This is a genomic window from Phenylobacterium deserti (assembly GCF_003254705.1).
GTDB classification, from domain to species: domain Bacteria; phylum Pseudomonadota; class Alphaproteobacteria; order Caulobacterales; family Caulobacteraceae; genus Phenylobacterium; species Phenylobacterium deserti.
Window position 1 is genome coordinate 273,967 of the sequence record NZ_QFYR01000001.1, and the last position, 17,777, is coordinate 291,743.

The 17,777-nt window shown below is 69.1% G+C and carries 23 protein-coding genes; 8 read left to right on the top strand and 15 right to left on the bottom strand.

What is annotated here, in order from left to right:
- Window positions 1-62: 62 nt before the first annotated feature.
- Window positions 63-335: a DUF1294 domain-containing protein gene (locus DJ018_RS01385; protein ID WP_111513011.1), complete on the top strand. Its 273-nt coding sequence runs from the start codon at window positions 63-65 to the stop codon at window positions 333-335.
- Here the strand turns inward: DJ018_RS01385 and DJ018_RS01390 are convergent.
- The 4 genes from DJ018_RS01390 to DJ018_RS01405 form a co-directional block, all read right to left on the bottom strand.
- Window positions 298-1,572 (bottom strand): dicarboxylate/amino acid:cation symporter, encoded by a 1,275-nt coding sequence (locus tag DJ018_RS01390; protein ID WP_111513012.1) that lies wholly within the window; start codon window positions 1,570-1,572, stop codon window positions 298-300. The two genes, DJ018_RS01385 and DJ018_RS01390, sit on opposite strands and share 38 nt — an antisense overlap.
- Before the next feature lie 102 nt (window positions 1,573-1,674).
- Complete coding sequence (locus tag DJ018_RS01395; RefSeq protein ID WP_111513013.1) at window positions 1,675-2,853, bottom strand: zinc-dependent alcohol dehydrogenase; 1,179 nt, start codon at window positions 2,851-2,853, stop codon at window positions 1,675-1,677.
- Between the two features lie 13 nt (window positions 2,854-2,866).
- Window positions 2,867-3,415, bottom strand: coding sequence for a hypothetical protein (locus DJ018_RS01400; RefSeq protein WP_111513014.1), 549 nt, complete (start codon window positions 3,413-3,415; stop codon window positions 2,867-2,869).
- Window positions 3,416-3,506: 91 nt separating this feature from the next.
- The gene (locus DJ018_RS01405; RefSeq protein ID WP_111513015.1) at window positions 3,507-4,211 is read right to left on the bottom strand and encodes a Crp/Fnr family transcriptional regulator; all 705 of its coding nucleotides are present in this window, start codon (window positions 4,209-4,211) and stop codon (window positions 3,507-3,509) included.
- Window positions 4,212-4,319: 108 nt separating this feature from the next.
- Between DJ018_RS01405 and DJ018_RS19065 the strand changes: the two genes are divergently transcribed.
- From DJ018_RS19065 to DJ018_RS01415, 3 genes are all read left to right on the top strand, one after another.
- The gene (locus DJ018_RS19065) at window positions 4,320-4,487 is read left to right on the top strand and encodes a hypothetical protein (RefSeq protein ID WP_165842746.1); all 168 of its coding nucleotides are present in this window, start codon (window positions 4,320-4,322) and stop codon (window positions 4,485-4,487) included.
- Between the two features lie 96 nt (window positions 4,488-4,583).
- The gene (locus DJ018_RS01410) at window positions 4,584-4,775 is read left to right on the top strand and encodes a hypothetical protein (RefSeq protein ID WP_111513016.1); all 192 of its coding nucleotides are present in this window, start codon (window positions 4,584-4,586) and stop codon (window positions 4,773-4,775) included.
- Between the two features lie 74 nt (window positions 4,776-4,849).
- Window positions 4,850-5,134, top strand: coding sequence for a hypothetical protein (locus DJ018_RS01415; RefSeq protein ID WP_111513017.1), 285 nt, complete (start codon window positions 4,850-4,852; stop codon window positions 5,132-5,134).
- On the opposite strand, the gene DJ018_RS01420 is transcribed toward DJ018_RS01415, so the two are convergent.
- A complete protein-coding gene (locus DJ018_RS01420; RefSeq protein ID WP_111513018.1) occupies window positions 5,131-5,322 on the bottom strand; it encodes a hypothetical protein in 192 nt (63 codons plus the stop codon). The genes DJ018_RS01415 and DJ018_RS01420 overlap by 4 nt on opposite strands.
- Before the next feature lie 225 nt (window positions 5,323-5,547).
- On the opposite strand from DJ018_RS01420, the gene DJ018_RS01425 reads away from it, so the two are divergent.
- The gene (locus DJ018_RS01425) at window positions 5,548-6,246 is read left to right on the top strand and encodes a pirin family protein (protein ID WP_111513019.1); all 699 of its coding nucleotides are present in this window, start codon (window positions 5,548-5,550) and stop codon (window positions 6,244-6,246) included.
- Here the strand turns inward: DJ018_RS01425 and DJ018_RS01430 are convergent.
- The 6 genes from DJ018_RS01430 to yczE all read right to left on the bottom strand — a co-directional run bounded on the left by DJ018_RS01430 (window position 6,243) and on the right by yczE (window position 10,051).
- The gene (locus DJ018_RS01430) at window positions 6,243-7,124 is read right to left on the bottom strand and encodes an aldose 1-epimerase family protein (RefSeq protein WP_111513020.1); all 882 of its coding nucleotides are present in this window, start codon (window positions 7,122-7,124) and stop codon (window positions 6,243-6,245) included. The genes DJ018_RS01425 and DJ018_RS01430 overlap by 4 nt on opposite strands.
- Window positions 7,125-7,232: 108 nt before the next feature.
- Window positions 7,233-7,445: a hypothetical protein gene (locus tag DJ018_RS01435; protein ID WP_111513021.1), complete on the bottom strand. Its 213-nt coding sequence runs from the start codon at window positions 7,443-7,445 to the stop codon at window positions 7,233-7,235.
- Between the two features lie 108 nt (window positions 7,446-7,553).
- Entirely contained in the window at window positions 7,554-7,805 is a 252-nt protein-coding gene (locus DJ018_RS01440) for a DUF3297 family protein (RefSeq protein WP_111513022.1), read from the bottom strand.
- 45 nt (window positions 7,806-7,850) lie between these two features.
- Window positions 7,851-8,477 (bottom strand): HAD hydrolase-like protein, encoded by a 627-nt coding sequence (locus DJ018_RS01445; protein WP_111513023.1) that lies wholly within the window; start codon window positions 8,475-8,477, stop codon window positions 7,851-7,853.
- Window positions 8,478-8,546: 69 nt separating this feature from the next.
- Window positions 8,547-9,392 (bottom strand): formate/nitrite transporter family protein, encoded by an 846-nt coding sequence (locus DJ018_RS01450; RefSeq protein ID WP_111514619.1) that lies wholly within the window; start codon window positions 9,390-9,392, stop codon window positions 8,547-8,549.
- 56 nt (window positions 9,393-9,448) lie between these two features.
- Window positions 9,449-10,051, bottom strand: coding sequence for a membrane protein YczE (gene yczE / locus DJ018_RS19070; RefSeq protein WP_165842765.1), 603 nt, complete (start codon window positions 10,049-10,051; stop codon window positions 9,449-9,451).
- 60 nt (window positions 10,052-10,111) lie between these two features.
- Between yczE and yczR the strand changes: the two genes are divergently transcribed.
- Window positions 10,112-11,557 (top strand): MocR-like transcription factor YczR, encoded by a 1,446-nt coding sequence (gene yczR, locus DJ018_RS01460; protein WP_111513024.1) that lies wholly within the window; start codon window positions 10,112-10,114, stop codon window positions 11,555-11,557.
- A gap of 7 nt (window positions 11,558-11,564) precedes the next feature.
- Here yczR and DJ018_RS01465 read toward each other — a convergent pair whose 3' ends face one another.
- Complete coding sequence (locus DJ018_RS01465) at window positions 11,565-11,885, bottom strand: UrcA family protein (RefSeq protein ID WP_111513025.1); 321 nt, start codon at window positions 11,883-11,885, stop codon at window positions 11,565-11,567.
- Window positions 11,886-12,119: 234 nt separating this feature from the next.
- On the opposite strand from DJ018_RS01465, the gene DJ018_RS01470 reads away from it, so the two are divergent.
- Window positions 12,120-14,357: a S9 family peptidase gene (locus tag DJ018_RS01470; RefSeq protein WP_111513026.1), complete on the top strand. Its 2,238-nt coding sequence runs from the start codon at window positions 12,120-12,122 to the stop codon at window positions 14,355-14,357.
- Window positions 14,358-14,550: 193 nt separating this feature from the next.
- Here the strand turns inward: DJ018_RS01470 and DJ018_RS01475 are convergent, their stop codons facing one another.
- Entirely contained in the window at window positions 14,551-14,859 is a 309-nt protein-coding gene (locus DJ018_RS01475; RefSeq protein WP_111513027.1) for a hypothetical protein, read from the bottom strand.
- A gap of 162 nt (window positions 14,860-15,021) precedes the next feature.
- The gene (locus DJ018_RS01480; protein WP_111513028.1) at window positions 15,022-16,617 is read right to left on the bottom strand and encodes a response regulator; all 1,596 of its coding nucleotides are present in this window, start codon (window positions 16,615-16,617) and stop codon (window positions 15,022-15,024) included.
- A gap of 138 nt (window positions 16,618-16,755) precedes the next feature.
- Here DJ018_RS01480 and DJ018_RS01485 point away from each other — a divergent pair, with 138 nt between their 5' ends.
- Complete coding sequence (locus tag DJ018_RS01485) at window positions 16,756-17,241, top strand: GNAT family N-acetyltransferase (RefSeq protein ID WP_111513029.1); 486 nt, start codon at window positions 16,756-16,758, stop codon at window positions 17,239-17,241.
- A gap of 6 nt (window positions 17,242-17,247) precedes the next feature.
- Here DJ018_RS01485 and DJ018_RS01490 read toward each other — a convergent pair whose 3' ends face one another.
- Entirely contained in the window at window positions 17,248-17,745 is a 498-nt protein-coding gene (locus DJ018_RS01490; RefSeq protein ID WP_111513030.1) for an MOSC domain-containing protein, read from the bottom strand.
- Window positions 17,746-17,777 lie beyond the last annotated feature (32 nt).

Sequence of the window (17,777 nt, forward strand, 5' to 3'; positions counted from 1 at the left end):
CACCGTTCCTTGGGCCGTCAAATGGCAAGACGGGCTTAACGGCGTCGTCCTAGCCTGCGCCGATGTTCGAGCTGGCGACCCTTTATCTCCTGGCCATCAACCTGGTGGCCTTCACCGCCTTCGCCGGCGACAAGCGCCGCGCCGAGCGGGGCGAGTGGCGGGTGCCGGAGCGCACCCTGCTGACCCTGGCGGCCGTCGGCGGCTGGGCCGGCGCCAACGTCGCCCGCGAGATCTACCGGCACAAGACCCGCAAGGAGCCCTTCGCCAGCCACTTCCGGCTGATCGGCGCGGTTCAGTTCATTCTGCTGGGACTGCTGTGGGTGCTGGCTCGCTGAGCCCGCGCTCATTGCGGCCCAGGATGGCGGTCACCGCCATGTCGCCGGTGACGTTGCCCACGGTGCGGAAGATGTCCGGGATCACCTCCACCGCGATCAGGATCGGCAGCAGGTTCACGGGCAGGCCCAGCGTCAGGCAGATCGGCCCCACGCTCATGAAGAACGACACCTGCCCCGGCAGGCCCACCGAGGCCACGCTGACCGCCAGCGCCACGATCACCGCGCCCATCCACTGCACGGGGCTGGGCTCGATCCCGTAGACCTGGGACACGAAGATCGCCACGCCCAAGTTGGCCACCGGGCTGGTCAGCTTGAACACCGACACCGCTAGCGGCAGCACCAGGCCCGTCACCCGGTCGGGGATCTTCAGGTCGTCGCGCGAACGCTCCACCATGGCCGGCAGGCAGGCGATGGAGGACTGGGTGGCGAAGGCCATGACCTGCACCGGCCCCACGGCCTTGGTCCAGGCCGCTAGGCCCACCCGCGCCACGCCCACGGCGATAACGTAAGCGACGATGGTGATGCCGATCTGCGCCAGCGACACCGCCGTGACGTAGTGGGCGATCACCCCCACCGCGCCCGCCCCAGCATGCAGCCCCACGCCCAGGCTGAGGGCGAACACCCCGACGGGTGCGGCCCAAAGCACCCAGCGGACGATCTCCACCATGGCGTCGGCGATGGATTGGAAGAAGCCGGTCAGCGCCACGCGCCGGGCCTCGCCCAGCCGCGTCACCGCAAAGCCGAAGGCGGCCGCGAAGACAACCAGCGGCAGGATCGAGTCCTCCGCGGCGGCCTTGATCGGATTGGTGGGCGCCAGGCTCTTGATGAACTCCCCGAACGGGGGCGAGGCGGCGAGATCGGCAGGCGGCGCCGGCGCGCCGGCGCGCAGGGCGGCCGCCCCTTCCGGGCTCACCGGCCAGACCGCATAGAGCCCGTGACCGAAGCCGATGGTCCAGGCGCAGCCGATCAGCAGCAAGGCCAGGAACCAGAGCAGCGCGCGCACCGCCAGCCGCCCCGTGGCCGCCGCATCCGCCACCCCGGCGATGCCCACCACCAGCACCGAGAACAGCAGCGGCACCACCGTCATCCGCAGGCCGTTCAGCCACAGCTCGCCGACAGAGATGAACGCTTCCAGCGCCCCTTTCAGGCCCGGACCGCCGTAGGCCGCCGCAAAGGCGCCCAGCGCAAGTCCCGCCACCAGGGCCAGCAGCACCCGCACGCTCAAGGATCGGAACATCAGAACTCCGCGAAAGATCGGGGGCTACTAGGGCCAAACGCACGAGCCCCGCCAGCAGCCTTTGCTGGCGGGGCTTTCAGCAGAGCTGATTGGGATCGAAGCCTAGGGCTTCAGCACGACCTTGACGCAGCCGTCCTGCTTCTCGCGGAACGTCTTGTACATCTCGGGCGCCTTGCCGAGCGGAACCGTGTGCGTGATCAGGAAGGTGGGGTCGATCTCACCCTCGTCGATCCGCCGCAACAGGTCGTCGGCGTACTTGCGCACGTGGGTCTGGCCGGTCCGGATGGTCAGGCCCTTGTTCATGATCGCGCCGAACGGGATCTGGTTGGTCAGGCCGCCGTAGACGCCCGGGATCGACAGGGTGCCGCCGGCCTTGATCGCCATGATCGCCTCGCGCAGCACGGGCGGGCGGTCGGTTTCCAGCTTCATGGCCACCTGCACGCGGTCGATAGCGTCCAGGAACATGTTCGGCCCGTGCGCCTCCATGCCCACGGCGTCGATGCACTTGTCCGGGCCATGGCCGCCGGTCATGTCCTTCAGGGCATGGTTCACGTCGATGCCCTTGCGGTCCATCACCTCGATGCCGCCGATCGAGCGGGCCATCTCCAGCCGCTCGGGGACGTCGTCGATGGCGATCACGCGCTTGGCGCCCATGATCTTGGCCGACAGGATCGCGAACAGGCCCACCGGCCCGCAGCCCCAGATCGCCACAGTGTCGGTGTCCTGGATGTCAGCCTGGTCCGCCGCCTGCCAGCCGGTGGGCAGGATGTCCGACAGGAACACGTACTTCTCGTCTTCGCCGGTCTGCGGGACCTTGATGCAGGTGGTGGCCGCATAGGGCACGCGCAGGTACTCGGCCTGCCCGCCGGCGAACCCGCCGGTGATGTGGGAGTAGCCGAACAGGCCCGCCGTGGTGTCGCCCCACAGCGCCTTGGCCAGGTCCGCGTTGCGGTTGGTTCGCTGGCAGAGCGAGAAGTTGTGCTTCTGGCACTGCTCGCACTCGCCGCAGGTCATCTGGAACGGGACGACCACCCGGTCGCCGACGTTCAGGCCCTTGGCGCGGGCTTCCGGCCCGACCTCGACCACCTCGCCCATGGGCTCGTGGCCCATGACGTCGCCCTTCATCATGGACGGCACCAAGCCGTCCATCAGGTGCAGGTCCGAGCCGCAGATGCAGGTCGAGGTGATGCGGATGATGGCGTCCTTGGGATCCTCGATCGTCGGATCCGGGACCTCCTCGCATCGGAGGTCCTTCTTGCCTTGCCAGACGATGGCTTTCATCGATTGGGCGTCCTTATTCGCAGTTGCGCTGAACGTTGGTCATCCGGACGGCGGTGACCACGTCCAGGGCGGTGACGGCGAGCACGAACCCCAGCGCCGCGCGGGCGTTGCCGCGTTTGGGGTTCGACGGGTTGTCCAGCGCCTTCAGCGCCACGATGTCGAAGACGTCGCCCGCCACCCGCGCCCACAGCACTTCGCTCTTGGTCGGATCGCTCGCCAGGCTCACGCCGCTCCACATCTCCCGGGCGCCGAACACGGCCTGGACCACCGGGGTCGGGGCCTGCACGCCCAGCGCGCGCTTGACGGCTTTCGGGAAGAACAGGCCGGCGATGCCCAGCAGCATGGCGGTCTGGCCGATCGCGCCGGCGACCGTGGGGGTGATGGCCGGAGCCGCCCGCACCCGGTCCGTGTAGACGGTGGCCTTCGGGGTGTTGGGCAGCGGGATGGTGAACTTCGGCGCACGGGCCAGGTTGTCGATGGTCTCGCGCGTCGGCAGGCGCAGGTTTGACAACAGACCGCCCTGTCCGTTCGGTTTGGCGTTGAAGGTCTCAGCTAGGCTCATGTCGAAGCTCCCGTCATCTACCCGACGGTGCCCGAAGCCACGTGGAGGCGCATTGGTTCCGACCTATCGCGACTCCAGGTGGCGACCGCGTCTAGGGCCCAGCTTGCCGTTCCAGGAGCGCTTCGACCCCACGTTGAACCGCCTCGTAGCACTCGCACGAGCACCGCTCGAGCGCGGCCCGGTCGCGCACGCTGATCTTGCCGCGGACATAGGAGATCAGGCCCCGCTCCTGGAGGTGCGAGGCGATGGCCGTGACCGTCGTGCGCTGCACGCCCAGCATGATGGACAGGTGCTCCTGGGTCAGGGGCAGCAGGTTTGAGCCGACCCGGTCCTGCGTGAGCAGCAGCCAGCGGCAAAGCCGCTGCTCCGTTGAATGAAGCGAATTGCACGCGGTGGACTGGGCGCTCTGGATGATCGTCGCCTGGGCGTGCTGCACGATGGTCTGGGTCAGCGTCGGACTGCCCAGCGCCGCCGCCCTCAACGCTTCGACCGGGATCGTCCAGGCCCGTCCGCCGACTTGGACGAGCATCCGCTCGTAGGACAAGGGCGAACCCAGGGCATGCAGCAGCCCATAGCCGCTTTCCCGCCCAATCGTGCGGCTTTCGACCTGCGCGCCCGAGCGCATCACCATCACCACCGACAGCACCGCGTCGATCGGCAGGTAGGCCTTGGTGATGGCGTCGCCGGCTTCATCCAGCAGCTGGTTCCGCTCCACCGTGACCTCGCTGAGATGCGGTCGCAGGGCCGCGATATCGGCGGGCGAGAGGCTGTCCAGAAAGTGGTTATCCCAGGCCATTGCAGCGTTAACGCTTCAGCTCCGCTTAGGGCTCCTCGACGCCGTACACGGAACAGCCGACCCTCTTTTGAGGTTGGGCGGCCGTTCAGGATCACATCGAGGTTCGAGTTGAGTGATGCGTTCTCCGAGCCCATGACCGTTCAGGTGGTGGAAAACGAAGTTGTCGTCCTGGGGCCCGACGGCGTTGGTCTGTCGCTGACCCCAGCGGCGGCGGAGGAGTCCGGCCGGCGGTTGATCCAGGCGGCCGCCGATGCGCGTGCGGAGCAGCCGATGTAGATCACCCGTCCCCAGGCAAATGCGCTCTTGAGTCGTCTACCCGGCAGACTGCCCTCCACGCGTGAGCCACAGTGTGGGCCAGCGGCGGGGGACAAGGTGAGCGAATTCCTGTTTTACGGCCTGGACGAGGCCGGCCAGACCGCGTTCTCGGAGCGGCTGCAGGGCTCCGACACCGAGGCGCTTCGGACGCTGGCGCGTGAACGCCTGTCCCGCTTCCACACCGTGGAGATCTGGCAAGGCCCGCTCTGCATTGTCCGGCTTCGGCGCAAGGCGGCGGAACAAGCCTAGTATTCCGCGGCTTACAGGGATCGAAGTGCAGCTCCAGCCGTTAACAGGGCTCCCCGACACAACGAGGAGGTCCGATGGCCTACGTCCGCAAGAAGCTGCCCGCCTTCGTGGGTGAAGGCGAACTCCGCTACCGCGGCTTCCAAGGCCAAGTGGCTTACGAAATTCAAGGCGAACCCACGACCCTCAAGGCGGGCCCGTCCCGCCTGCGCGGGTCGCTGACCGCCACCCCGGAAGTCGCCAAGGAAGCCTTCCGCGAAGGCGAAGGGGTTCTGACCCTGGAAACCGGTGCGCAGTTCCGGATCACCCTGCTGGGCCACTCCTCCGGCAGCGACACCGCCTATTTCGAGATGCGCGTCTAGCGCACCTCGTCCGGCGCCGTGCGCGCCGCGAACTTCAGGGCCAAGGAGGCGACGCCGGCGGGCTCGCCTTCCTTGAGCCGCTGGCTGATGTGCTGCAGGGCCAAGCGCTGGGCTTCGAACCGCCCGACCTCGCACCCCCGGTGCCGGACCACCCACTCACCGCCGGCTTCGATGACTTCATACTTCATGTAACGCCACGCCGTTCACTCACCTCATAGGCGTAGGCGGACAACCTTAAGACAGTGAAAGCAAAGGGCCCCGGCCCCTGCTACCGGACGTCGCACCTTGGCGGCATTCATTCCGCCTCGGAAGCAATCTTGTTCATCCCAGCCGCTTTGCTTACGGCAGAGTAGAGCTATCTTCTCATCAACGACGCGCCAGCCCCTGGCGCGCACAGGAATGGGACGAACAAGATGATCGAACGGCGACCCTTCGCAGGCCTCGGCGGTGCGGATCACGGTTGGCTGAAGGCCAAGCATCACTTCTCCTTCGCCAACTACTACGACCCCCAAAACATGAGCTGGGGCAGCCTGCGGGTCTGGAACGACGACGAGATCGCGCCGCAATCCGGGTTCCCGCCGCACCCCCACGCCAACATGGAAATCATCACCTACGTGCGCTCCGGCGCCATCACGCACCAGGACAGCCTTGGCAATCAGGGCCGGACGGAAGCGGGCGACGTGCAGGTGATGAGCGCGGGATCCGGCATTCGGCACGCTGAATACAATCTGGAGCCGGAAACCACCCGGATCTTCCAGATCTGGATCGAGCCCAACCGCACGGGCGGCGAACCCACCTGGGGCGCCAAGCCGTTCCCCAAGTCGGACCGCGCCGGCAAGTTCGTGACCCTGGCTTCGGGCATTCCCGGCGACGAGGACGCCTTGCCGATCCGCACCGACGCGCGTGTGGTCGGGGCGACCTTGAAGTCGGGCGAGACGGCCGAGTACGCGCTCGGCGCCAGCCGCCATGGCTACCTCGTGCCCGCCGCGGGCGCGGTTGAAGTCAACGGCGTGCGCCTCGACGCCCGTGACGGGGCGGCGATCAAGAACGAAGACGTCCTGCGGATCACCGCTCTGGAGGACGCCGAAATCGTGCTGGTGGACGCCGCCTAAGCGTTCGTCAGGGCGATCGACATCGCGAAAGTCTTGCTGGAGCCGGGCGTCACATCGAAGACGCCCGGCTTTTCGCGCAGGTCGCCGGCAAAGCCGCTTTCGTCGGCGAAGCCGCACCAGGGCTCGATGCAGATGTAGGGTGCGCCTGGCTTGGTCCAGACGCCCAGGTGCGGCAGCCCTTCGAAACCGATCTCCAGCTGCGGCCCGCGCTCCGCGCCGTACCGCAGGCTGCGGCTCTCCAGGACGTCGAACACCACCGTGTCGTGCTCGAACAGGCCGTCGTGCAGGCGCATCACATCACCCTCCACAGGCGTCGGGAAGGGCTCGCGGGCGATCTGGCCGTCGCTCCCCAGGCCGCGCACCGGGGCCGGCTCGTTCTTCTCGAACACGATGCGGTGCGCCTCGCGCCCCGCGCCATACGGCAACGGCCACAGGAACGCTGGGTGGAAGCCCAGGCTGGCGGGCATCGGCCGCTCGTCGCGGTTTGCGATCTCCACCGTCTGGGTCAGGCGCGCGCCCGACACTTCGAACCTGACGGTCAGGGCGAAGGCGAACGGATAGACGGCGCGGGTCTCCGCATCGTCGGTCAGGCGGAAGGTGGCGACGGTCGGGCCATGCTCCACCACCTCGAATGTCTTGCGCCGGGCGAAGCCGTGGCGCGGCAGTTCGAACGTCTGTCCATCCAGGCGATAGCGGCCGTCCACCAGTCCGCCCACCACTGGGAACAGCAAGGGCGCACGGCCCGGCCACCAGGCTGCGTCGCCATTCCACATCAGCGCCCGGCCCTCGCCGTCGGCCAGGGCCCAGAGCTCCGCGCCCAGGGGGTTGATCTCGGCGGACAGCTCCGCCGTCGCGATGCGGATGATCTGTTCAGACATGCGGGCCTCCGGTGCGGCCGGCGTGCAATCGCGGCTCGCAGCGGCGGCGTCAACCTTGCCGGCGCGAACTCGCTTCCGGGCTATGCAGGTGAGCGCCCTGGAGCAGGCCTAGTGTAGCGGGGTCGCCTCGACGACCGCTTCTTCCCACTCGCCGGCTTCTTCCTGGATCAGCACGTGGCGGGGCTCGTCGACAAAGCGAGCCTCGTAGTCGCCCGCGGCCTTCAAGGCTTCGGCGCGCGAGCCGAACGCCCCAAGCTCGCCATCTTCATCGTCAACAAGCACCCACAGGCCGCCCTTGGCGATCACGCTGAGGTCGAACATTTGGATGCTTCCCCGCTCCAGATGACGAGGTTATCGCACCGCAACCCTTAATAGGTCCCCACCTCGCACGGTCGCAGGCGCCGCGACCGAACAACGCAGGTGCGCGGTTCAACCTTCGCGGAAGTACGGCTCGACCGAGCCCTTGAGCTTGATGGTCAGCGGCTTGCCGCGGCGGTCCGTGGCCTTGCCCGCCGCCACGCGCACCCAGCCTTCGGACACGCAGTATTCGTCGACGTTGGTCTTCTCTTCGCCGTTGAACCGCACGCCCACGTTCCGGGCGAGCACCGCCTCGTCATAGAACGGGCTGTCCGGGTCGGCGGACAGGCGGTCGGGAAGGGTCTCGTTCTGGGTCTCGCTCATGGGCGCTGAGTCTCACGGTCTGCGAGCAGGTTCAAGCGCGCCCGATCAGGCGGCCAGCCGCTCGGCGATCTCTTCGGGGGTCTGGAACATCCAGTTGGGCCGGCAGGAGGCCAGGAATTCGGCCTTGTTGTAGCCCCAGGTGACGGCGGCGCAGGGCAGGCCCGCGGCCTTGGCCGCTTCGATGTCGCGCGCCTCGTCGCCGATGCACAGGGTCTCGGCGCAGCTGACGCCAGCCTTCTTCACCATCCGGCGGAAGCGCGAGCGCTTGCCCAGCAGGGAGGCCCCGCATTCCCAGTGCTCGATCAGGGCCGAGGCCTCGTCGCCGAGGATGCGGCGCACGTTGTCCTCGGCGTTTGAGCTCACCACGCCTAGACGCGTGCCCGTGCAGGCCAGCTTGCGCAGCAGCGGCTTGGCGCCGGGAAACAGCGGGATCTGCCCGGCGTCCTCGGCCATGCGGGCCTTCAGGTGGGCGCCGATCGCCGGCAGCTTCCACGGGGGCACGCGCATGTACTTCATGATCTCGCGCGTCCCGAGGCCGCGCAGGTGGTCGATCTCCGCCTCGCTCACCTGCCGGAAGCCGAAGCGACGGGCCAGGGGATTGAGCTCGTTAGCAAACCACTTGGCGCTGTCCGCCAGGGTCCCGTCGAAGTCGAAGATAATCAGCTTGTACAAAGGAAGACGCCTCGGCCCCCGAAGGGCGCGGCTGGTAGTCCTTAAGCAGGCGTTAAGTCAATAGCGCCCTCAGCCCTCATCCTGCACGTCCTCCACCTCTTCCGAGAGGGGCGCGTGATTCAGCATGGCGACCAGCGACACGCCGCCGATCACATTGCCGAGAAGAGTGGGGACCAGGAAGCGCAACAGGTAGTCGGCGAACGGATAGGCGCCCGTCAGCACGCCATAGCTCGCCTCGACCGAGCCGGCGATGGAGTGGGGCAGTTCCGCCAGCGCCACCACCCAGGTGATCGCCACGATCACCAGGATCTTCGCCGTGTGGGCGCTCGGCAGGAGCCAGACCATCAGCGCGATCAGCCAGCCGCTCAGGACGGCCCGCAGCACCGTCGCCCAGAAGCCGTTGCCGATCGTGGCGGCGGCCAGTTCCGCCAGCGCCGGACCGGTCTCCGCCGGCAAGGGCCGGCCCCACGCCAGCGCCGTGGCGAACAGCCACGTGCCCACGATGTTGGCCGCCAGCACCACGCCCCACAGCCGCCCGGTCTTGAGCCAGGTCGCAAGGTTGCGATGCGTCAGGGCCGGCAGGACGGCGGTCAGCGTGCTTTCGGTGAACAGCTGCTGTCGCCCCAGCACCACGATCAGAAAGCCGAGCGTATAGCCGAAGCTCGCCAGAGCATGGGCGCCCGGTCCCTCGCCCAGGTCGCTCTTCAGCAAGGCTTGGGTCGCAAACGAGAAGCCCATCGACAGGCCGGCCGCCAGTCCCGACCAGGACAGCGACCAGACGGAGCGCTGGAGCTCCACCTCGCCCTCGGCCCGGATGATCTCGTGGATCACCAGCGGCCGCAGGGGCGCGTGCCGCTCCGCCTGCTGCTGTTCGCTCGCCTCCAGCTTCGGCGAATCCGCCGCCCGTTCGCTCATCCCGTCCATCCCATGCTCGCTCGGCGAACGTGCGGGCGGCGGGGCCGTTGCAGGCCTTAAGCTGCGACGACGCGGGGCTCCGGCGGCCGAATGGTGAACAGCGGCAGGAAGACGTGGACCAGCGGCCCGATGGCCAGGGCGAAGACCACCGTGCCCACCCCGATGGTCCCGCCCAGCGCAAAGCCGACCGCCAGCACGGCAAGCTCGATCCCCGTGCGGGTGGCCCGGATGGACCAGCCGGTGCGCGCGACGATGCCGGTCATCAGCCCGTCCCGCGGCCCGGGCCCGAAGCCTGCGCCGATGTAGGCTCCGCCCGCCGCCGCGATCAGCACCACCCCGCCCACCAGAAAGGCCGCCCTGAGCGCCAGGCTCTCGGGCGTCGGCAGCACCGCCAGCGCCGCATCCGCCGCGATCCCGATGACGAAGATGTTCGCCACCGTGCCGATCCCCGGCTTCTGCTTGAGCGGAATCCATAGCAGCAGCACCGCCGCCCCCGTGGCGATCACCACCATGCCGAAGCTCCACGGCAGGTGCTCGCTGACCCCCTGGTGGAACACGTCCCAGGGATCCAGCCCCAGGTGGGCGCGGACGAGCAGGGCCATGCCGACGCCATAGAGGGCCAGGCCGACGATGAGCTGGAAAAGGCGACGCGTAAGCATGCAGTCAAGCTGATCCCGAGTGGCTCTTGATTCCATAGCCAGTTGGCGCACTCTGGCCCCATGACACGCAGCATCGGCACGGCCTCCCTGCTCCGCCACCTGGGCGCCTGGCGCGGCGAGGGCGCGCGCGGCGCCGCCTACGCCCAGTTGGCCGACGCCATCCGCCTGCTGATCCTCGACGGCCGCCTGGCCCTGGACGTGCGCCTGCCCGGCGAGCGGGAGCTGGCCGCCGCCCTGGGCGTCAGCCGCACCACCGTCACCGCCGCCTTCACCCGCCTGCGCGACCAGGGCTTTCTGGTCAGCCGCCAGGGCTCGGGCGCCCGCACCGGCCTGCCCAGCGGCCCCGGCCTTCGCCCCGGCGCATCCCTGCCGCTGGGCTCGGGCGAGGGGCTGATCGACCTGTCCTCCGCCGCCCTGCCCGCCGCCGAGGGCGTCCACGCCGCCTACGCCCAGGCCCTGGCCGCCCTGCCCGCCCACCTGCCCGGCCACGGCTACGAGGCCACCGGCCTGCCGGTGCTGCGCGAGGTGATCGCTGAGCGCTATGGCCGAAGCGGCCTGCCCACCCGGCCCGACCAGATCGTGGTCACCAGCGGCGCCCAGCACGGCCTGACGCTGCTCTTACGGATGTTCACCGGCCCCGGCGACCGGGTGGTGGTGGACCAGCCCACCTACCCCCACGCCATCGACGCCATCCAGCGCGTCTCCTGCCGCCCCGCGCCCGTGCCTCTGCCGGACCGGGGCTGGGACCTTGACGGCCTTGCCGCCGCCTTTCGCCAGAACGGGCCGCGCCTGGCCTATCTGATCGCCGACTTCCACAATCCCACGGGCCGCTGCATGGAGCCCGCCGCCCGGGCCGAGGTGGCCGCAGCCGCCGCGCGCACCCGCACCGCCCTGGTGTTCGATGAAACCATGTCCGACCTGTGGCTGGACGCGCCTCCGCCCGCCCCCGATCCGGTGCTGGAGCGCGGCGTCATCCGCCTGGGATCCATGGGGAAAAGCTTCTGGGGCGGCCTGCGGATCGGCTGGATTCGGGCCGACGCCGAGGTGGCCGCGGCGCTGGTGGCCTCGCGCCCGTCGCTGGATCTGGGAACCCCGGTTCTGGAACAGCTCGCCGCCGCCGTGCTGCTGGCCGAGGATGTCGGCCTGGACGCCCGCCGCGCCCTCTTGCGGGAACGCCGCGAGCACCTGCTGGCCCGCATGGCCGAGCGCCTGCCCGAGTGGCGGATCACGCCGCCGTCCGGCGGCCTGGTGGCCTGGGCCGAGCTGCCGGGGCCGGTGAGCACCGCCCTGGCCGCCGCGGCCGAGCGGCACGGGGTGCGCATCACCCCCGGCCCACGCTTTGGCGTCGACGGCACGTTGGAGCGCTTCGTGCGCCTGCCCTACAGCCAGCCGCCCGAGGTTCTCGATGCGGCCGTCGAGGGCTTGGCCCGCGCCTGGGCGGCGCTGGGCCTGGGCGGGGCGGCGCCGCGGACCTCAGCGGCCCAGGGCGCCGACCCCGTCGTCTGAGGCCGGCTTACTTCTGCGCCAGGTTGTGGGCGCCGTCCTGCACGAACACATAGGTCTTGCCGTTCTTGGCCAGGGTCACCGAACCTTCGGCCGTGGCGCGGGCGACGATCTTGGCCTTGGCGCCGGGCACGCAGTTGTCGCGGGCCATGTAGACGCCGGCGCACATCTTCAGCGCCGCGCCTTCCGCGCGCTTGTCGAGCGCCTGCTGGCCGGCCGGCGTGGACAGATCCAGGTCGCTCGCCGTCACAGTCAAACCTTCAGCATGAGCTGCGGTGGCCAGCAGCGCGAGCGAAGCGACGCCAGCGAACACTTGCGAGATCTTGGACATTGTAAGCTCCGGTCCTGTGCGTTGCGGCTTTTGCTCGCCGCTGATGAAGTTGTTATCCGCCCGCACCGGCCGGAAGTCCTCTTAAAGTCCTGTCATGACAAAGTTTTAAGCTGACCGAATTCTTACAAGATCGTCACGTTCGCGCCACGCTCCGTCACATGTGACGCCGCCCATTGCCAAGCGCGCCTCCGCCCTGTTCAAGGAAGCACGAGATATTTCCGGGAGTTCGGGGCGATGCGTCTTCTTCTCTTGGCCGCTGCGGCGGCTTCGGTCCTGGCCGGCGCGGCGGGCGCCCAGCAGGCGACCCAGCCCGGCCAGCGGCTGAGCGTCGATCGGGTCTTCGAAAGCCCCGACCTTACCGGCCCGCGCGCCCGCGGCGTGAAGCTCAGCCCCGACGGCTCGGCCGTGACCTACATGAAGGTCAAGCCGGACAACCTTCGCATCACCGACCTGTGGATCGCCGACGTGTCCGGCGGCGCCCCGCGCCTGCTGATCGACGGCGCTTCGCTGATCCCGCAGGGCCGCACCCTTTCGGAAGCCGAAAAGAGCCGCCGCGAGCGCCTGGGCGTCCAGACCAGCGGCGTGGTCGAGTATGCCTGGGACGAACAGGGCCGCTACATCCTGGCTCCGGTGGAGGGCGATCTGTTCCTCTACCAGCGCGCCGACGGCCAGATCCGCCAGCTCACCAACACGCCCGGCGACGAAATCGACGCCAAGGTCTCCCCGCGCGGGACCTATGTCTCGTGGGTGCGGGACGACAACCTGTTCATCGCCCCCTCCAGCGGCGGCGCCGAACGCGCCATCACCCAGGGCGGCGACGAGCTGAAGAGCTGGGGCACGGCCGAGTTCATCGCCCAGGAGGAGCTGGACCGCTCCACCGGCTACTGGTGGAGCCCGGACGAGAGCCGGATCGCCCTCACCTTCGTGGACCAGTCCGGCGTCGACATCATCGACCGGCCGGAGGTCGGCGCCACCGGCGCCACGGTGGTGCGCCAGCGCTATCCCCGCACCGGCCGCCCCAACGCCCGCGTCGAGCTCTACGTCGCCGACGTGGCCAGCGGCCAGCGCACCAAGGTCGATCTGGGCGCCAACGCCGACATCTACCTGTCCCGGGTGAACTGGTCCAAGGATGGCAAGACCCTCTACGTCCAGCGCCTGTCGCGCGACCAGCGCCGTCTCGACCTGCTCAGCGTCAATCCGGCCACGGGCGCCTCCAAGGTCATCCTCAGCGAGACCAGCCCGCACTGGGTGGAAGCCACCGACGACTTCACCGCCCTGAAGGATGGCTCCTTCCTGTGGTCCTCGGACCGTTCGGGCTCGCGCCACCTCTATCTCTACGGCCGTGACGGCAAGCTGATCCGCCAGGTCACCCGCGGCGCCTGGACGCTCGACGCCCTGGAAGGCGTGGATGAAGCCCGCGGCGTCGCCTTCTTCGGCGCCAGCATCGACACGCCCATCGAGCGGCGGCTCTACACCGTGTCCTACCTGAAGCCGGGCCAACCCGCCCCGCTCACCAAGGCGGGCGGCTGGTGGACCGAAAGCGTGGCCCACAACGGCGCCGCCTTTGTCGGGACCTACCAGGATCCCAGGACCCCGCCCCAGACGGCCCTCTACAAGGCCGACGGCTCCCTGGTCCGCTGGATCGAGGAGAACCGGCTGGCGGAAGGCCACCCCTACTGGCCCTACGCCTCGACCCTCAGCACGCCCACCTTCGGGACCATCAAGGCCGCCGACGGCCAGGACCTGCACTGGTCCATGCGCACGCCCCCGGGCTTCGATCCGTCCAGGAAGTATCCGGTGATCGTGCAGGTCTACGGCGGCCCGCACGCTCAGCAGGTGAAGAAGGACTGGGCCAGCCCCGAGGACCGCCTGTTCCTGGAGGCGGGCTACATCCTGTTCCGCCTGGACAACCGCGGCTCGGCCAATCGCCCCGTGCGCTTCCAGACCGCCCTCGACCGCCGCCTCGGCTCGGTGGAGGTGCAGGACCAGGTCGCCGGCGCCCGCTACCTCCAGACCCTGCCCTATGTGGACGCCGGCAAGATCGGCGTCACCGGCTGGTCCTACGGCGGCTACATGACCTTGATGATGCTGACGGCGGAAAACTCGCCGTTCGCGGCCGGCGTCTCCGGCGCTCCGGTCACCGACTGGTCGCTCTACGACACCGCCTATACCGAGCGGTACATGGGCACGCCCCAGCAGAACCCGGAAGGCTACAAGGCCGGCGACGTGCTCACCCACCTGGATCGGCTCAAGCCCGGCTCGGTGATGATCCTGCACGGCATGGCCGACGACAACGTGACCTTCGACAACGCCACGCGGGTCTTCGCCTCCCTGCAGGCCAAGGCAATCCCGTTCGAAACCATGGTCTATCCCGGCCTGCGCCACCGCGCCGGCTGGACGCCTGCCAACCGCAAGCACCGGGCGCTGGTCACCCTCGACTTCTTCAATCGCAAGCTGAAGGGCGCCGACTAAGCGCCCTTACGGCCCCCAAGGGTCGGACCTGTTCCTGATAGCGGCGCGCTCGCACGGCGGGCGCGCCGTTTTCGTTTGCCTGCCCCCTCCCGTGACGCCCCGCACAGTCGCCCCACCCGAGGCAGGATCGATGGCGAAGCGCCTTGCCCGAAAGCGGGGAAGGCGCCCCCTCACGGCTCTGAAGCGTTCACCCCTAGCGCGAGGCGATGTTCAGACGCTTCATCTCGGTTTCGGTGATGCACTTTGGCGCCGACCAGGCCTTGCCCGCGTCGGCTCGCACCTGTTCGGCCGTCACGAAATCGGGCGTGCCCAGGTCGCGGGAGAACATGCGCCAGCTGCGCTCTTCCTCGCTGCAGATGTAGAGCACCTTCTTGGCCGCCGGAGCGCGCGCCTGCGCGTTGGTGGCGGCCTTGTCGGCGGACCGGGCCTGTTGCTGGTCTGCGGCGTGCGCGGCGCCCGCCAGGAGCGCGCTGGCCGCGAGCGCCAAAAGAACCCGTTGCATGGCAGTTCCTCCTCGTCAGGACGGATAGACCCGTCTCTTGTTCGAGGAAGCGTACGCCAACCGCGTCGAATAGCAATGTTTCATGACACTGTTGTGACATGAACTGTCACTCGATCGCGGAGCCGCAATGTCGGTGGCGATGGCGCAGGCCAGGCGCCGCGCTCAACCCGCAGAGGAACGTCGCGCGGCGGGTTCGATCCGCCTGGCCGGATCCAGTGCTTCGGCGATCACCGAAAGCAGCAGCGACGGGTTCACCGGCTTTGCGATGTGGGCCACCGCGCCGCTCGCCATCGACGCCTCGACGTCCTGCGGGTCGGAGTTGGCCGACACCACCACCATCGGCGGCGGCCGGTCCAGGCGCCGACGGATCTCCCGGATGGCCGTACGGCCGTCCATGACCGGCATCTGCACGTCCATCAGCACTAGGTCGAAGGCGCTCTGCCCTGCGGCGGCGACGGCTTCGGCGCCGTTGGTCACCGCCACGACCTCGAAGCGGGCCGGATCCAGGAAGAGCTGGATCACCCGACGGTTCACCTCGTTGTCGTCCACCACCAGCACACGGGTCAGGGCCGCGCTCGCGCCAATCTCCCCAGCCGCGCTCGGCGCAGCCGCCGCCGGCAGCGGCAGCCGCAGCCGGAAGACCGCGCCTTGTCCCGGCGCGGAGGCGGCGGTGATGGACCCGCCCATCAGGCTGGCTAGGTCGCGGCAGATGGCCAGCCCCAAGCCTGACCCGCCGTGCCGGCGCGTAACCCCGCCGTCGCCCTGACGGAAACGGTCGAAGATCGCCTCGCTGAGGTCGGGCGCGAAGCCGACGCCGGTGTCGCCGATCTCCACCAGGCAAGCGCCGTCCTGCGGATCGCGCTCGAGCTTGCACCAGATGCGGCCCTGCTCGGTGAACTTCACCGCGTTGCTCAGCAGGCTGTGCAGGATCTGCTGCACCCGCGACTCGTCGCCCAGCACCAGGCCCAGGTCCGGCGCAGCGGCCACCTCAAGTTTGAGGCCCTTCTGGGCGACGCTGTCCTTGAACAGAAGGGCGCTGCGGCGGGCGACCTCCGCGATGTCGAACGGCGCGCTCTGAAGCTGCACGGCGCCGGCTTCCAGGCCCGCGCTGTCGAGCACGTCGGAAAGCAGGCCTTCCAGGTTGCGGGCCGACCCCTCCAGCATGGCCACCAGCTCCAGCTGGCGCGGCGTCAGCGGGTCGTCCTTGAGCGCCTGGGCCGCGCCAATCACGCCGTTCAGCGGCGTGCGGATCTCGTGGCTCATGTTGGCCATGAATTCGGACTTGGCCTTGGCCGCGGCTGCGGCGCCCTCCATCGCCGATTGCAGCCGGCTGACAGCCTGCTCCAGCTCAGCGCGGGCGGCCAGGGATGCGTCCTCCGCCCGCTTGCGCGCCACCTGGGCGGAAACACGGACCTTGGCGATGGTCAGGTCCACGGGCTTGGTCAGATAGTCATTGGCGCCGAGCTCCAGCGCGGCGACCACGTCGTCGCTCATCGCCTTGGCCGTCACCATGATCACCGGCAAGGCGCCGGCCGAGTGGGTCTTCCGGATTTCGGAGAGCACCTGAAGCCCGTCCATTCCGGGCATCACCACGTCCAGCAGCACCAGATCGAAGGCCTCGGTGGCCAGCATTGCAAGCGCACGCTCGCCGCAGTCGGCCTCGGCGGTCTGGTAGCCCAGCCGCTGGAAGCGACGCTTGAGGATCTCGCGATTGTCCTCGACGTCGTCGACGATCAGGAGGCGCGCGGCGCCGTTCATCTGGGCGGAACTCCGGAAACTGGCGGCGAACCTAGGCTTTGAGGCTTAATCGCCCGTGACTATCCACAGGCTGCGCACACGCGGCGGGCGGCGCGCCTCCCCTGGGCGGTAGGCCGGAGCCCGGCTACAAGCGCCGCCATGTCCGCTCCTCACTTCGTCATCCGCACCTACCAGGCGGCCGACGCGCCGCGCCTGGCTCAGCTCTACTTCGAGTCCGCCCGCACCATTGGCGCCCGCCGCTATTCGCCCGAGCAGGTCGCCGCATGGGCGCCGGAGCCGGCCGATCCCGCCACGGTCCATGCGCGGGCGAGCGACGGACGCGTGACGCTGGTGGCCGAGGGCGCGGACGGCACGGTGCTCGGCTACGGCGACCTGGAGGCCGATGGGCACATCGATCACCTTTACGCCCACCCGGCCGCGGCGGGGACCGGCGTGGGGTCCGCCCTTCTTCAGGCTCTGGTCGAGCAGGCGCGCGCCTGGGGCGCAACACGTCTCTATGTGGAGGCCAGCGAACTCGCCCGCGGCCTGTTTGAGCGTCAGGGTTTCACCACATCACACCGTCGGGACTTCGAAGTGCGCGGCGTGCCCATTCACAACTACGCCATGGAACGCTCGCTGGTCTGAGCGGGGCTAGCCGTCCAGCCGCTCAACCGCATCGCCCAGCCGGACCCAGCCGCCCTCCAGCACCCGCGCAGTGAAACCGCCATGGCCGCGTACGGCGTTGTAGCCGCCCGGTCCGAGCAGTTCCTCCATGCGCGAGCAGGGGTGGCACTCGCCCGTGGTCTCGAGGATCGCGCCGCCGACCCGAACCCGCCGGCCCTTGAGCGCCCGCAGGTTGACGCCCCGGGTGACGATGTTCCGCCTCAGAAGCTCCGACTCCACCTCCGCCCGCCCCAGGAAGCTGGCGATGGCCGCCAGGTCCTCGGCCGCGATCAGCGTCACCTGCCGCGGGCCGTTGGTCCGGCTCTTGTAGTGGTCGCCCAGCACCCCTTCGCCAGGCGCCAGCTCCACCGACTCCAGCACGGTCATCGGCGCTCGACGTACGGGGCGCGAGCCCAGCCAGGCGACGGCGCCCGGCTGCATGGGTCCATCCAGCAGGCGAGCGAGGGCGGAAGAAGGATTCAGCATGGAAGACCCGAACGCGCCGCGCGCCTTTGCGC

What these genes read in the sequence shown, in the direction of transcription:
- yczR (WP_111513024.1), top strand. Translation starts at nt 10,112, where the DNA reads ATGACACGCAGCATCGGCACGGCCTCCCTGCTCCGCCACCTGGGCGCC.
- DJ018_RS01425 (WP_111513019.1), top strand. Translation starts at nt 5,548, where the DNA reads ATGATCGAACGGCGACCCTTCGCAGGCCTCGGCGGTGCGGATCACGGT.
- DJ018_RS01490 (WP_111513030.1), bottom strand. Translation starts at nt 17,745, where the DNA reads ATGCTGAATCCTTCTTCCGCCCTCGCTCGCCTGCTGGATGGACCCATG.
- DJ018_RS01465 (WP_111513025.1), bottom strand. Translation starts at nt 11,885, where the DNA reads ATGTCCAAGATCTCGCAAGTGTTCGCTGGCGTCGCTTCGCTCGCGCTG.
- DJ018_RS01390 (WP_111513012.1), bottom strand. Translation starts at nt 1,572, where the DNA reads ATGTTCCGATCCTTGAGCGTGCGGGTGCTGCTGGCCCTGGTGGCGGGA.
- DJ018_RS01440 (WP_111513022.1), bottom strand. Translation starts at nt 7,805, where the DNA reads ATGAGCGAGACCCAGAACGAGACCCTTCCCGACCGCCTGTCCGCCGAC.
- DJ018_RS01485 (WP_111513029.1), top strand. Translation starts at nt 16,756, where the DNA reads ATGTCCGCTCCTCACTTCGTCATCCGCACCTACCAGGCGGCCGACGCG.
- DJ018_RS01475 (WP_111513027.1), bottom strand. Translation starts at nt 14,859, where the DNA reads ATGCAACGGGTTCTTTTGGCGCTCGCGGCCAGCGCGCTCCTGGCGGGC.
- DJ018_RS01415 (WP_111513017.1), top strand. Translation starts at nt 4,850, where the DNA reads ATGGCCTACGTCCGCAAGAAGCTGCCCGCCTTCGTGGGTGAAGGCGAA.
- DJ018_RS01430 (WP_111513020.1), bottom strand. Translation starts at nt 7,124, where the DNA reads ATGTCTGAACAGATCATCCGCATCGCGACGGCGGAGCTGTCCGCCGAG.
- DJ018_RS01395 (WP_111513013.1), bottom strand. Translation starts at nt 2,853, where the DNA reads ATGAAAGCCATCGTCTGGCAAGGCAAGAAGGACCTCCGATGCGAGGAG.
- DJ018_RS01420 (WP_111513018.1), bottom strand. Translation starts at nt 5,322, where the DNA reads ATGAAGTATGAAGTCATCGAAGCCGGCGGTGAGTGGGTGGTCCGGCAC.
- DJ018_RS01385 (WP_111513011.1), top strand. Translation starts at nt 63, where the DNA reads ATGTTCGAGCTGGCGACCCTTTATCTCCTGGCCATCAACCTGGTGGCC.
- DJ018_RS01435 (WP_111513021.1), bottom strand. Translation starts at nt 7,445, where the DNA reads ATGTTCGACCTCAGCGTGATCGCCAAGGGCGGCCTGTGGGTGCTTGTT.
- DJ018_RS01480 (WP_111513028.1), bottom strand. Translation starts at nt 16,617, where the DNA reads ATGAACGGCGCCGCGCGCCTCCTGATCGTCGACGACGTCGAGGACAAT.
- DJ018_RS01400 (WP_111513014.1), bottom strand. Translation starts at nt 3,415, where the DNA reads ATGAGCCTAGCTGAGACCTTCAACGCCAAACCGAACGGACAGGGCGGT.
- yczE (WP_165842765.1), bottom strand. Translation starts at nt 10,051, where the DNA reads ATGCTTACGCGTCGCCTTTTCCAGCTCATCGTCGGCCTGGCCCTCTAT.
- DJ018_RS01470 (WP_111513026.1), top strand. Translation starts at nt 12,120, where the DNA reads ATGCGTCTTCTTCTCTTGGCCGCTGCGGCGGCTTCGGTCCTGGCCGGC.
- DJ018_RS01405 (WP_111513015.1), bottom strand. Translation starts at nt 4,211, where the DNA reads ATGGCCTGGGATAACCACTTTCTGGACAGCCTCTCGCCCGCCGATATC.
- DJ018_RS01450 (WP_111514619.1), bottom strand. Translation starts at nt 9,392, where the DNA reads ATGAGCGAACGGGCGGCGGATTCGCCGAAGCTGGAGGCGAGCGAACAG.